General features: G+C 61.9%; 13 protein-coding genes. 3 read left to right on the top strand and 10 right to left on the bottom strand.

Translation table 11 applies throughout. The features are described 5' to 3' along the window. The first annotated feature begins 131 nt into the window (after nucleotides 1-131). Nucleotides 132-1,451 carry an MFS transporter gene (locus tag FB478_RS16815; RefSeq protein ID WP_018769806.1) on the top strand — a complete coding sequence of 440 codons (1,320 nt, stop codon included), beginning with the start codon at nucleotides 132-134 and terminating at the stop codon, nucleotides 1,449-1,451. Between the two features lie 146 nt (nucleotides 1,452-1,597). On the opposite strand, the gene FB478_RS16810 is transcribed toward FB478_RS16815, so the two are convergent. The 7 genes from FB478_RS16810 to FB478_RS16780 form a co-directional block, all read right to left on the bottom strand. Beyond that, nucleotides 1,598-2,905, bottom strand: a complete 1,308-nt coding sequence (locus tag FB478_RS16810; RefSeq protein ID WP_056392410.1) for a nitrate/nitrite transporter — start codon at nucleotides 2,903-2,905, stop codon at nucleotides 1,598-1,600. 11 nt (nucleotides 2,906-2,916) lie between these two features. Next, the gene (locus FB478_RS16805; protein WP_056392407.1) at nucleotides 2,917-4,353 is read right to left on the bottom strand and encodes an FGGY-family carbohydrate kinase; all 1,437 of its coding nucleotides are present in this window, start codon (nucleotides 4,351-4,353) and stop codon (nucleotides 2,917-2,919) included. A 27-nt stretch (nucleotides 4,354-4,380) separates the two neighbouring features. After that, on the bottom strand, nucleotides 4,381-5,169 hold the full coding sequence (locus tag FB478_RS16800; protein ID WP_222430069.1) for an SDR family oxidoreductase: 789 nt from the start codon (nucleotides 5,167-5,169) through the stop codon (nucleotides 4,381-4,383). A gap of 36 nt (nucleotides 5,170-5,205) precedes the next feature. Next, nucleotides 5,206-6,648 (bottom strand): FAD-binding oxidoreductase, encoded by a 1,443-nt coding sequence (locus FB478_RS16795; RefSeq protein WP_056392405.1) that lies wholly within the window; start codon nucleotides 6,646-6,648, stop codon nucleotides 5,206-5,208. Nucleotides 6,649-6,884: 236 nt separating this feature from the next. Further along, a complete protein-coding gene (locus FB478_RS16790) occupies nucleotides 6,885-7,490 on the bottom strand; it encodes a glycerol-3-phosphate responsive antiterminator (protein WP_222430068.1) in 606 nt (201 codons plus the stop codon). A 156-nt stretch (nucleotides 7,491-7,646) separates the two neighbouring features. After that, the gene (locus FB478_RS16785; RefSeq protein WP_056392402.1) at nucleotides 7,647-8,735 is read right to left on the bottom strand and encodes an ATP-dependent DNA ligase; all 1,089 of its coding nucleotides are present in this window, start codon (nucleotides 8,733-8,735) and stop codon (nucleotides 7,647-7,649) included. Nucleotides 8,736-8,797: 62 nt separating this feature from the next. Next, nucleotides 8,798-9,721: an AEC family transporter gene (locus FB478_RS16780; RefSeq protein WP_134164872.1), complete on the bottom strand. Its 924-nt coding sequence runs from the start codon at nucleotides 9,719-9,721 to the stop codon at nucleotides 8,798-8,800. A 151-nt stretch (nucleotides 9,722-9,872) separates the two neighbouring features. Between FB478_RS16780 and FB478_RS16775 the strand changes: the two genes are divergently transcribed. Together FB478_RS16775 and FB478_RS16770 are read left to right on the top strand one after the other, a co-directional pair. Further along, the gene (locus FB478_RS16775; RefSeq protein ID WP_144601151.1) at nucleotides 9,873-11,099 is read left to right on the top strand and encodes a pyridoxal phosphate-dependent aminotransferase; all 1,227 of its coding nucleotides are present in this window, start codon (nucleotides 9,873-9,875) and stop codon (nucleotides 11,097-11,099) included. Between the two features lie 150 nt (nucleotides 11,100-11,249). Continuing rightward, entirely contained in the window at nucleotides 11,250-11,486 is a 237-nt protein-coding gene (locus FB478_RS16770; protein ID WP_056392396.1) for a hypothetical protein, read from the top strand. A 64-nt stretch (nucleotides 11,487-11,550) separates the two neighbouring features. Here FB478_RS16770 and FB478_RS16765 read toward each other — a convergent pair whose 3' ends face one another. The 3 genes from FB478_RS16765 to FB478_RS16755 form a co-directional block, all read right to left on the bottom strand. Beyond that, on the bottom strand, nucleotides 11,551-11,871 hold the full coding sequence (locus FB478_RS16765; RefSeq protein ID WP_377204588.1) for a MoaD/ThiS family protein: 321 nt from the start codon (nucleotides 11,869-11,871) through the stop codon (nucleotides 11,551-11,553). Further along, the gene (locus FB478_RS16760) at nucleotides 11,831-12,940 is read right to left on the bottom strand and encodes a glycosyl hydrolase (RefSeq protein ID WP_018769812.1); all 1,110 of its coding nucleotides are present in this window, start codon (nucleotides 12,938-12,940) and stop codon (nucleotides 11,831-11,833) included. Before FB478_RS16760 ends, FB478_RS16765 begins: the two co-directional genes overlap by 41 nt. 68 nt (nucleotides 12,941-13,008) lie before the next feature. Further along, a complete protein-coding gene (locus FB478_RS16755; protein ID WP_018769813.1) occupies nucleotides 13,009-13,209 on the bottom strand; it encodes a hypothetical protein in 201 nt (66 codons plus the stop codon). Nucleotides 13,210-13,237: the final 28 nt, after the last annotated feature.

The raw sequence follows: 13,237 nt of genomic DNA, 5'->3' as shown, positions 1-13,237 counted from the left end.
CCCACCATGTGGCTACTGACGCCGGGTCTTCTTCCGGACTCCAGCCGCATCGCGCCCCGCCCGCACCAAGGCAGCGGCGGCTGCGACCTCCAGATCCATCCGCGACAATGTCGTCACACCAAAGGAACACCATGAGCCAGACACTTCCGTCCGCCGGGGCGGGTGCCCTCACCCGTGCCGGGACGCCCAGGAAAGCAGCCCTCGCCAGCTTCCTGGGCAGCGCCGTCGAATACTACGACTTCTTCATCTTCGGATCCGCTGCGGCGCTGATCTTCCCCAAGGTCTTCTTCCCCGATGCAGACACCAACGCTGCCATCATGTCCTTCGCCACCTTCGGCTTCGCCTACGTGGCACGTCCCGTGGGCGCCATCATCCTGGGCCACTTCGGCGACCGGGTGGGCCGCCGGAAGGTCCTGATGTTTACCCTGCTGCTCATGGGCGCGTCGACGTTCGTGATCGGCTGCCTCCCCGACTTCCACACGGTCGGCTGGTGGGCCCCGGTCCTGCTGGTGCTGGCCCGCCTGTGCCAGGGCCTCTCCGCCGCCGGTGAGCAGGCCGGCGCCTCGTCCATGACCCTGGAGCACGCTCCGGACAATCAGCGTTCCTTCTTTACGTCCTGGACCCTCACCGGTACCCAGGGCGGCCAGATCCTCGCCGCCCTGGTCTTCATCCCCGTCCTGGCCCTGCCGGATGAGATCAAGTACGGCATCGGCTGGCGCGTCCCGTTCTGGCTCAGCGCCGTCGTGGTCATGGTTGCCTTCTTCATCCGCCGCACGCTGCACGAGCCGCCGGCCTTCGAGGAAGCGCAGAAGAACGCCCAGATCTCCAAGCTCCCGGTGGCCGACCTCCTCAAGGGCCACTGGCGCGACGTCCTGCGTGTTGTCGCCTGCGCCTTCATTGCCGCCGTCTCCACCGTCTTCGGCACCCTGGCCATCAGCTACGCCAAGACCGTGGCCGGAGTGGACGGCACCACCACCCTGTGGCTCGTCGTCGGGGCCAACCTGGTGGCCCTGGGCACCCAGCCGCTCTTCGGGAAGCTCGCGGACAGGATCGGCCGCAAGCCCGTCTTCATTTACGGCGCCGTGGCCAGCGCAATCCTCACCCCGCTGTTCCTGCTCAGCCTGGAATCCCACAGCATCCCGTTAATGTTCGTTGCAGCCATCGGCTTCTTCTCCTTCGGCTACGCCGCCTCCAACGCCGTGTGGCCGTCCTTCTACGCCGAGATGTTCAGCACCAAGGTCCGCTTCTCCGGCCTGGCCATCGGCACCCAGCTCGGGTTCCTGATGGCTGGCTTCGCCCCGGCCATTGTGGCTGCCATGGGCGGCATCCAGGCGGGCGGCTGGGTCCAGATCAGCATCTTCACCGCCATCATCTGCGCCATCGCCGCCGTCTCGGCACTCACGGCCAAGGAGTCCTTCCGGACCCCCACCAACCTGCTGGGCGTGAAGTAGGCGCCGACGTCACACCAGCCCGGTTTAGAGCCGGAAAGCCCGCCACCTACTGGAAGATGATCCATTAGGTGGCGGGCTTTTTGGTGCCATCTGCAACGTCCACGCGGGATCAGTGTGCAGCGATCGCTCCTTCGGATCGAGGCACACTAGATCGCACTGGCCGACGCCTCCAGGACGCTGGTGGCCTCGGAATCCTGGCGCTTCTTCATAAGAACTGCGAAGTAGGCCGCCGCCGCCGCCCCAAGCAGACCGATACCGGCAGTGACAATAAAGTACAAGTTGTTCGCGCCGGCAACATCGTCACCGAAGGCGGAGTAAATCGCACCGCTGATCTGGGGAATGACAATGTCAGGGAGATAACCCACGAACGAGATGATGCCGATGGCGATACCGGTTGCCGCAACGGGAACACGGCAGTCGTCAAGCAGGGACCAGTAGATCCCCCGGATCGCGTAAAGGAAGAGACCCACAACGACGACCAGCACATATGCCAGGCCAGTCGAGCCGTTGGGCAGGAGGCTCAGGCTGACGAATCCCAGTGCAGCCACCACCATTGAAACTGCGAGCACACGGCTCTTGCCGAGCTTGTCAGCGAGAAATCCTCCTCCGAACCCACCGATTGGCCGCATCCACAGAACGATTACAGTCACTACGCCCGCATTGACCGGACTCACGGCGTGATTCACATTGAGGAAACCGGAGAAGTAGTAGTGTCCCCAGAACAGCGTGTAGCCGCAGAACAAAACTACACTCATCACCCATACCTCACGGATCTTGAGAATTCGACGGACCGCTGCGAACGTTGACTCGACGGGTTCCGCTTGCGCGGTTTCCGTCTTTTCGTGACCATCGGAAAGAACGAAGAAGATCAAAACCGCGACGACGACGAGCACGGCACAGTACATGTAGACGACTGCCTGGAAGCCTGCCGTGGTGTGCGTGATGTCGGTAGTTCCATTTCCGGCGAAAAGTGCGAAGAGGCCAACGGCGCAACTGGCCAGAATTGCTTCGACAAGCCCGCGACCGCCGTCGAGCGCACCAAAGTATTTGCCTTCCTCGTTCCTGTCCGCCAGCAGGCTGACAGTTTTGAGGATTGCGCTCCAAAACGTGAATACAGTGGCGAAGCCCCAGACGAGGTAGACAAAGACAAGGGCGGACTTGTCCGGAACCTGCGCATAGTACAGACCCGTAACCGCCGTGAGTAACAGTGAGAACACAATCAGGTACCGTACCGGGACCTTATCGGCCAACCATCCGCTTGGTATGTAGCCGATAACGAAGATGATCCCGATCATCGAATAGAGGCCTGCCAACTCCGCGTTACTCAGGTGAAATACCTCTAAAATCGTTGATTCGAAGTTCTGCCGAAGGTACACAAGCGGATAGATTGAGCCAGCCGCGAGAATGAGCAAAGCAAGCTGAAAAATCTTCTTTGATTTGCCGAGCTTGAGCATGAAATAGCTCCTTAGTTGTTAGATAGGATCTTGTGGATTTTTTCCAGGATGGGGTCCGTCTGCATGGGGATTTCAGCCGAGACCGTGCACAGTTGCTCGTACAGCGCGGCGTTGCGCGGGTCGGGCTCGAAGCGGTCCTCGCGCCGAACCATATGGGCAGCTGCTTCGTCGAAGTCAGGGTAGATTCCGCAGGCCACAGCAACGCAGACGGCGGCGCCGAGGCCGGCAGCGTTCCGGACAACATTCCTGACGACCGGGATATTGAAGACGTCGGCGAAAATCTGCATGACGAGGTCGCTGTTCGAGCCGCCGCCCGAAACAACAAGCGTCCTAAGACTGATGTCTCTTTCAGCGGTCATGGCAGCCATGTTTCGCTTCATTGTGAAGGCGATGCCTTCCAGGACGGCCCGGTACATGTGCGCGTAACCGTGCCGTTCATCGAAGCCGATGAACATACCTTTCTTGAAAGGTTTGTTCGGGGGCGCCAGCCAATCGAGAACGCACAGCAGACCGTCACTTCCTGCCGGAATGTCGGAAGCCAGTTTGTTGAGGAGTTCCTCGGCGCTGGCTCCAGCCGCGGCAGCAGCACGGGCGTTCTCCGCACCAAGCAGGTCCCGTAACCAGGAAACTGTCCACATGCCCCGGCGGATGCCGGCACATTCGTATATGTAGCGGTACGGCTCGGAGGCAAAGTTCGAAAAGTATGTCCGGGGTTCGGGCGCAAATTCCTTCCCAACAACCATGCCGGCGATGTAGGTGCCCAGTGAGATGAGGCCCGTCGAGTCGTCGCGGAGACCGGCGCCCAAAGCCTCGGCTGCCTTGTCGTTGGCCGTGTGGACGACCGGTATTCCTTGTGGGATCCCCGTGCGCCTCGAAAAGGTGGTGTTCACAAAGCCGCCGACGTCGCCGGGCATCTGCAACCGGTACAGCATGTCTCGCGGTACTTTGAAGGAGTCGAACTTTTCCTGGTCGTCGAACCAGTTCCAGGTCCGGACATCCATGGGCCACGGACCAATGTAGTTGGCCGCGGTGTCCGTTAACTCACCAGTGAGCCGGCCCATGAGGTACCCCGAAGCGGTGGTAACGAAAGCGACGTCGTCGTTTTCGTGCTCATAGGCTGTGGAGAGCCGGTGGTCCATCCAGCTTTGGACGGGGCCGGCGAGGGTCCCGTCGCTGCGGACGAGGGCGCGGCAGCATCGGATGGTACACAATCCCACGCCGATAATGTCTGCGGGGTTGCCGGGGAAAGACTTCATCGCCCGGGAGGCCGCCGCAACCATGGAGTCATAAAGGTCGTCGTGCGGGTGCTCCGCGATACCCGCCCCGGGCGTGTGCATAGGTGCCAGGGGTTCACTTGCCTCGCAGACGACGTGGCCGTCCGTATCGAAGATAACTACCTTCGAACTCTGGGATCCACCGTCAAGTCCGATGATGTACTTGGTGGTCATGTCATGTTCCTCATCTGCTGACGGTGCCTAGCGCACCAGATAGCCGCCATCGACGCTCAGGATGTGACCGTTGACGTAGTCGGACGCCCGGCTGGCCAGGAATACGGTCGCGCCCATGAGGTCCTGGGTCTGCCCCCAGCGGTTTGCCGGGATGTGGTCCAAGACCCGCTGGTTGGCTTCCGGATCCGACCTGGTGGCAGTTGTAAGTTCGGTTGCGTAGTAGCCGGGCGCAATGCCGTTCACCTGCACACCGAACTGGGCCAACTCGTCGCAGTAGGCCTTGGTGAATCCTGCGATGCCGTGCTTGGTGGCTGCATAGGCCGGCGACCATTGGCCACCGAGGAAAGTGAAAACCGAGCAGATGTTGATGATCTTGCCGCTGCCCTGCGGGACCATGTGCTTGGCGCACTCGTGGGACATCTCGAAGGCGGCCGTCAGGTTCAACGCCACCATGGGGTCCCATTGTGCACGGGTGTAGTTGAGGACGTCGGGTTCATTGATGCTGCGTCCAGCACAGTTGACAAGGATATCAACGCTTCCGAATTCGGCGATACAGGCGTCCACAACCTTTTTCGGGTTTCCCGCCACCGTGATGTCGGACATCATGTAGGCGTATTTCGCGCCGGTTTCCTCAACCATGGCAGCCGTGCGGCCATCATCGGGCATGATGCTGGCCGCCAAAACATTGGCCCCTGCCTTGGCCAGCGCCAGTGTGAAGGCCTGACCGAGTCCGGTGTTTCCTCCGGTTACGATCGCGTTCTTGCCTTCCAATGAGAAGAAGCCCATTTGAAAATCGGCAATGTCTAAGTCGGGCATACAAACTTCCTGGTTCTCGATTGATTTCGGACTGGCTCAGAGTGGGAAGATTGTCCCTGGATTCATGATGCCGTTCGGGTCGAAGGCTGACTTGAGAGTCTCCAGCATGTATAGCGAGGAACCGTATTCTTCTGCGAGAAAGTGCGTACGGTGTTTTCCCACACCATGGTGATGGCACATTGAACCGCCGAGCTTCAGCGTTTCCTCGACAATGATGTTCTGAATCGGATCATGGTAGGTCGTGCGTTCCTCGGTGGGGTCTACATCAATTTTGTAGTAGTAGACGAAGTACATATTGGTTCCATTGAGGTAGCTGTGGCTGGAGTGGCCGCCCAGAAGGCTGAATTCTGCAGGCACTTCGCTTCGGATTCTTGCAAGCGCATTATTGTAAATGTCGTTAATGACGCTCCAGTTTCCAGAGATCTCCGTGGTGAAGCCGTTGTTCAACGTCTCACGGATCTCAACCCTTTCCTCCTCGATCTTGGAGACGTCCCAGTTGAGGTGGTTGAACCAGTCCTCGATGAGCGAATCCTCCACCCGATCTGCAGAGGCGAAGGAGGAGACAATTTGCTCGATGGCTTCACCCGTGGCATCGGCAATGAGTTTGGGGCCCTCCGCCATGAAAATCAGCACGCAACGGCCTCCGGAGAAGTGCCCGAAATGGTAGAGCCCATCTTCTTTGTCGTAGAGGCGTGCCACGGAAGGCTTGTAGCCCTGCGTGACAACTTCCCGAAGGATTTCGAAGCCGGTCTTCATGTCGTCCAGCAGATACCCATAGAACCGGTTGTTTTCAGGGAAGTAGCGGAAGATCTTGACGCTTACCTCGGTGATGAAGTTCAGGGCGCCCTCATTTCCAAGCACCAGGTGTCGGATGTCCGGGCCGGCTGCCCGGCGAGGGACGTTTTTGATACGGCAAATCTCGCCGTTGGCAAACACCGTCTCAACGCCCACGAGCATGTCCTCGATGCCACCATAAAGAGTCGAAAACTGGCCGATGGACCGTGTTGCGACCAGCCCTCCGAACTGCGCAATTGGCTTGGACTGAGGGGAGTGCCCGGTGGTGTAGCCGATTTTTCGAAGTTCGTCCTCGAGATCCTGCAGCCGAACGCCGCACTGGACTGTCGCCAGCATATTCTCGACGTCGATGTTGATAATCTCGTTCATTGAGGATCCGTCAACAACGACCGAATTCTCAACGACGGTTTCAAGGCCGCCTTCCGTGGCTGAGCCGCCGGTCTTAGGCACGACACTGATACCGTATTCGTTCGCCAGTTTTAGTACTGACGAAACTTCTTCCGGAGTTCCCGGCTTCACGACCGCCGCAGGCAGGGGTAACGAATAAATGCCAAAGACGTTTTCAACCTTGTAGTAGCGGTCGACGCTGTTCTCTCGAAGCGTCTGCTCGTCGGTGATTACGCGGTCACTGCCGAGGATATCGACGTAGGCGCTTACAATTTCTTCGCGTGTGAGGGTTGTCAACTCTTATGTTTCCGTTCGTGTTAGGCATTCGCGCTTTCGCGCGCTGACTTAACCTCCACCTTGTTCAAAGAAGGCACAAAAAAAGAGAACAGCGATCCCCTTGAAATTGGGGGTCGCTGTTCTCTAGTTTTCGAGCAACCGTTATGGGCAGAGCCCAGAACAAGTATGAAGTTTTAAGTTGAGTAGGACTCTAGCATGTAGCCGGGAATCTGCCTAGGGGCCAGTATGGATGTTTGCTACATAAGCCAGACGTCACGATTGGATGAAGCCACTGCCGCGGCGCCAGCACCCAATGCTCCAATCACATCCTCTTTGTCACACACCAGGCCGCCGGCTATCAGCGGAAGATCTATGTCATCGCAAACCCATGAGATCACGCGGGGCATGCATCCCGGCAGGATCTCGATGGCGTCTGCACCTGATATGGAAACCTGCTTGGGCAGATTGTTGTAGCTGAAGGAATCGATCAGGAAGAGGCGGTGAATCGACAGAAACCCCGCCGTCTTCGCCGCCCGTACGATGGCGGCCTTTGAGCTGAGAATGCCGTCGACACGCGTGTTTGCTCTCAGGAAATCGACCACGATTGGCTTGCTGGAGAAACCGTCCAGGAGGTCCACGTCGACAAAAACAGTCTTGCCTGCTGACTTGAGCGTCTCCACGATTCCTCGGATCGACATGACGGACCCAAAGAGCACAAAGACAACCGGGCACGGGGCGGACAAAACCGCCCGCAGACCATCCTCATCCTTGATACTTGCGATCACGGGGTGGTCCAACAGCATGGCGTTCATCGCGGCAGATTCCCCCCGCGGGTGGCGGCTCTTGGTCGGTGATTCTGCCACAGCATTCATCTCCTGGTGTAGGGACCATCTCATTGCGGGAAACCAAACGATGCCGCTTCACGGACGGTTAAACAATGGTATCTTCCGGTCCGTGGCCCCTCCAGATGGTTCGCCCCGGAGCATGCTCAGCGGCGATGCCGGCAATCAACGTCCCGCCTAAGGCCGCCCGGTCTCCAGCACCGAGGCCAGGTCAAAATTGACCGGTTCCTCCAATTGCTCATAGGTGCAGGACTCCGGGTCCCGGTCCGGTCGCCAGCGGTTGAACTGGGCCGTGTGGCGGAACCTGTCGCCCTCCATGTGGTCGTAGCGGACCTCCACCACCAGTTCGGGCCGCAGTGGGACGAAGGACAGGTCCTTCCCGGCGCTCCACCTGCTGCCTTCGGCGTTCCGCGGCGTCCGTTCCCCTTCTTCCTGCTTGCCCCACGCCCACGGGTGGCCCTCGAAGCCGGTCACCAGCGGCTGGAGTTCTTCGAACAGTTCCTTGCGGCGCTTCATGGGGAAGGCGCCGATCACGCCCACGCTCGCCAGGCCGCCGTCGTCCTTGTAGAGGCCCAGCAGGAGGGACCCGATAGCATCGGGACCGCTCTTGTGGAGGCGGTATCCTGCCACCACGCAGTCGGCCGTGCGCTCGTGCTTGACCTTGAACATCACCCGCTTGTCCGGCTCGTACCGGCCGTCCAGCCGCTTGGCCACGATGCCGTCCAGCCCGGCGCCCTCGAACTGTTCGAACCACTGCGCGGCCGTGGCTTTGTCCGTGGTGGCAGCTGTGAGATGGACCGGGGCGCTGCTGGCCGCGAGCGCCTTCTCCAGCGCGGCCCGCCGCTCAGAAAAAGGCCTGCCGGTGTAGTCGTCGTCGTCCAGCGCCAGCAGGTCGAACGCCACGAAGCTCGCCGGGGTTTGTTGGGCCAGCAGCTTCACCCGGCTGGCCGCGGGGTGGATGCGCTGCTGCAGGGTGTCGAAATCCAGCCGGTCGCCGGACGCACCGATAAGGATGATCTCGCCGTCCACCACGCAGCGCGGCGGCAGGTTTTCCTTCAGTGCCGCAACGAGCTCCGGGAAGTAGCGGGTCATGGGCTTCTCGTTGCGGCTGCCGATCTCCAGGTCATCACCGTCGCGGAAGATGATGGACCTGAAGCCGTCCCATTTTGGCTCGTAGCTGAGGTCCGCGCTTCCTGGAATGCCGTCAATGCCGCTGACGGCCTTGGCGAGCATGGGCGGGACGGGCGGCATCACGGGAAGTTCCATAGTGCCCATTCTTGCCCGGCCAGCGCCCTGCACGGTAGGGCGGCGCGGCGGCGGAGTGGTTTTCAGCCTGCCAGCAGCCAAACCACCAGCACCAGCACCGGCGCCGCGGCGGCGGTGGAGAGCAGGATGGTTTCCCGCGCCACCGCCACCCCCCTCCCGTACTTGCTGGCGAACAGGAACACGTTCTGGGCCGAAGGAAGCGCCGCCATGAGCACTACGCCCAGCAGCATGTGGTGGTCCAGGTTGAAGAGGAAGCGGCCGACGACGAACGCCACCGCCGGCATCACCGCGGACTTGAGTGCCGTGGCAGTGAGGATTTCGGCCGTGTGGCCGCCGCTTCGAAGCATCTTTGTTCCGTGCAGCGACATCCCGAAGGCCAGGAGCACCACCGGCACTGCAGCACCGCCCAGGAGCGTCAGTGGAGCCATCACCGGAGCCGGAAGCTGCACATGGAACGCGGCCAGGACCACGCCCAGGAGCGAGGCGATGATCATGGGGTTCCGGAAGGGCTGCGTCAGCATGAGCCGGGGCGAAAACCGGCCGGCCTCGGAGAGGTCCAGCAGGGTCAGGACCAGCGGGGCGAACAGGAGCAGCTGGACCAGCAGGACCGGAGCTACGGGAGTGGCGTCCCCCAGGGCATACAGCGTGATGGGGATGCCGATGTTGTTGGCGTTGACGTAGGAGCCCGCCATCGCGCCCACGGCCGTCTCCGCGAGCGGCCGCGGAAACCAGATCCGGCTGGCGGCCACATACAGGAGGGCCGTGACCGCCGCCGTGATCATGGCGAGCGGAACGTATGCGGAGAGGACCACGGAGAGGTCCGATTTCAGCACCACGGTGAAGAGCAGCACCGGGTTGGTGATGAAGAAGGCGGTCCGGGTCAGCGCCGAGATGGTGGGTTCATCGCCCAGGCCGCAGCGTGCGGCGATGTAACCCACGGCAATGACGACGCCGATCACCGCCAGTCCGATCAGCACACCGCCCACGTGGGGTACTTCCTTCCGCTCCCGCCGCATCCTGCCGCGCCGCAGGACAAAGTACTACAAGTCTCAAACTTATCGGACAAGCGGTCCCGACATTGCCAGGTGGGCCGCGTGACCCGCTGCCCGCGGTGTGCGCTGTGTGAAAAGATCAACCATGCACGCAATGCAGCACTCCAGCAAGCTTGAAAACGTCCGGTATGAGCTCCGCGGGCCAGTCCTGCAGGCGGCCAAAAACATGGAGGCCGAAGGGCACCGGATCCTCAAGATGAACCTCGGGGACACGGCGCCGTTCGGCCTGGAAGCACCTGAATCCGTGGTGGTGGACATGATCCACCACCTTCGCGGCGCCCAGGGCTACAGTGACTCCAAGGGCATTTTCACGGCGCGGACCGCCATCTCGCAGTACTACCAGACACGTGGCCTGATGAACATCGGGGTCGAAGACATCGTGATCGGCAACGGCGTCAGCGAACTGATCTCCATGTGCCTCCAGGCGTTCATGGAGAACGGCGACCAAATTTTGGTCCCGGCACCGGACTACCCTTTGTGGACCGCCGCCGTGACCCTGACGGGCGGAAAACCCGTGCACTACGCCTGCGACGAGGCGGAGAACTGGTGGCCGGACATGGCCGACGTGGAGGCAAAGATCACCAGCCGCACCAAAGGCATCGTGATCATCAACCCGAACAACCCCACCGGCGCCGTCTACCCCCGCCACATCCTGGAGCAGTTCGCGGCGCTGGCCCGGAAGCACAACCTGGTCCTGTTCTCGGATGAGATCTACGAGAAGGTGCTGTACGACGACACAAAGCATATCCACACCGCGTCCGTGGCTGAGGACCTGTGCTGCCTGACGTTCAGCGGACTGTCCAAGGCCTACCGGATGCCTGGCTACCGGGCAGGATGGGTGGCCATCACCGGACCGCTTGCCGCTACCGCCGCCTACCGTGAAGGCCTTGAGCTGCTTGCCTCGCTGCGCCTTTGCGCCAACGTTCCCGCCCAGCATGCCATCCAAACCTGCCTGGGCGGCTACCAGAGCATCGAGGCGCTGGTGAAACCCGGAGGCCGGCTGCGCGAGCAGCGGGACCTTGCCCATAGACTCCTTACCGCCATTCCCGGCGTGACCTGCGTGCCGGCGTCGGGCGCCATGTACCTGTTCCCGCGCCTGGACCCGGACCTGTATCCCATTGCCAATGACGAAAAATTCGTCCTGGACCTGCTCCGGGACCAAAAGATCCTGGTCTCCCACGGCTCGGCCTTCAACTGGCCCGCGCCGGACCACTTCCGGTTTGTCATCCTCCCCTCGGTGCTGGACATCGAGGAAGCCGTCCGGCGGATTTCCAGCTTCCTGGCCGCCTACCGCAACGGCACGGACGAATAACGCCGGGGACATGTAAGCAGAGGCAGGAAACCGCAGCGGCGCGAAGAACTAACCGGGCGCTAACCACGGGGAAACCGCTACGCAACATTCCCGGCCCACACTGGGTAGTGCAGGCAAGAGCCGGCACCAGCTCCAGCCAGGAGGCCCCCGATGTTGAAGAAAGCGACCACGCATGTAACCAGAGTCCGCGCCCTGGACCAGCTCCACCGCGGTGACGAAATCGAAGCCCGCCTCTCCGTAGGCCCTTCCTACGACGACGTGGTGATCCGCCGCGGCAGCGTGCAGGAAACGGCGCCCGGCATCGGGGTGGTGTGGATCCTGGACCGGATCACGGGGGTCCGGAAAGCAATCAATACGGACGAATGCACCGTCTGGCGTGTGGCATAGAGACCTGGATGCGGGGCTGCGGGCGTAGTCAGTAAGGACTGCCCGCCACCGGCCCGCCTCCCGGTCAGCCGCCGGCCACGGACTGGATCACCAGTACTTCCTGGCCCGGCGCCACCCTGGTATCCAGGCCCTGCAACCGCCGCACCTCGTCGCCGTTGACGTAGATGTTGACGAACCGGCGCAGCGCACCGGTTTCGTCACGGAGCCGCCGGCCCAGCACCGGGTAGTCGGAGGCCACCGCATCGAGCAGGCTTTCCACCGTCACCGGCCCGTCCGCGGGCGCAGTCAGTACGGACTGCCCGCCGGCCAGGGGCTGCAGGACGCTGGGCAGCAGCAAAGAAATCTCAGGCACCTGCCACCACGGCCGCCCTGACACACAGGACATCAGGCAGGTGGGAGGCCACCTCCCTGAATGTCTCCCCTTCATCCGCACTCGCATAGACCGTCCCGCCCCGCGTACCGAAGTACACGCCGGCGGGATCTGCGGTGTCCACGGACGCCGCGTCCCTGAGCACGCTGTTGTATTCGTGCTCAGGGAGCCCGGTGCTGAGCCGCTTCCAGGTGTTCCCGGCGTCGTCGGTGCGGTGGACGGCAAGCTTTCCGTCGGGCGGGATGCGTTCGCCGTCGGCCTTCAACGGAATAACCCAGGCGGTGCCCTCCCTGCGGGGATGCGTGAGCATGACGAAGCCGAAATCGGCAGGCAGGCCTTCGGCGATGGAGGTCCAGCTGTCCGCATTGTCGTCCGTCCGGTACACCCCATGGTGGTTCTGGGCATAGAGGCGCCCTTCCACGGCGGCATCGGCGGCGATCTTGTGCACGCACTGGCCGAACTCGGGGTTGGGGTCCGGCATGAAGTAGGCCGAGATGCCCTTGTTGCGCGCCTCCCAGGAGGTGCCGCCGTCCAGCGAGCGGTAAACGCCGCCGGTACTCATGGCAACGTGCACCGTTTCCCCGGCCGGCTGGACCACGATCGAATGCGCAGCCGCCCCGCCATAGCCCGCTCCCCATTCGCTGCGGTGCGGGTGGTCCCACAAGCCGCGGTTCAGCTCGAAGTGCTCCCCGCCGTCCGTGGATTTCCAGACGGAGATGGGTTCGGCTCCGGCCCACACCACTCCGGGCCGGGACTCGGCGTCCGGATAGATCTGCCAGACCCGCTCCAATGCTGCCCCGGTGTCCTCTGGGAACTTGATGGCGCCCTGTTCCGGCTCGGTCCAGGTGGTGCCGAAGTCGTCGGAGTGGGCAACCGTTGGTCCCCAATGCGGACTGCGGACACCCACAAGGATGCGCGTGCGGCCTTCCCTGGTATCGATCCCGATGCTGGGGATCTCCGCCATGAGGAAGTGCGGCCCGGTGAAGGACCACTCCTGCCGGTCCCGGCTCGTGGCAAGCCACAGCCCTTTCTTGGTCCCGATTGCCAGGACAAATGATTCTGCCGCCGTTGCCATGCGGACCATGCAACCACCGGATCAGTCACCGCGCAACGTTTCCAGGTGCGCAGGCTCCACATTCACAGAGGCAGGCGTCAGTCCACGAACTCCGACTGGGTCTGGATGAAGTCCCAGTCGGCGACGGTCAGCACGGCGGCGGGATTGCCGGGGTGCGGGCCGCCCGCCTCAGCGATGCCCTGGAGCACCGGAAGGGGCAGTTCCTCCGCATAGAGGTTTTCCCGCAGCCACTCTTTGCTGGCGAGGTCCAGGTCCAGCCACCACATAAAGATTTCCACGAAACCCCTCCTTGCGTCACTTTAAACG

The sequence above is a fragment of the Arthrobacter sp. AG367 genome (genome assembly GCF_007828995.1).
Taxonomy (GTDB): Bacteria; Actinomycetota; Actinomycetes; order Actinomycetales; family Micrococcaceae; genus Arthrobacter.
Note: the sequence above shows the minus strand (reverse complement) of the source record. Positions and strands in the feature narration are given on the sequence as shown.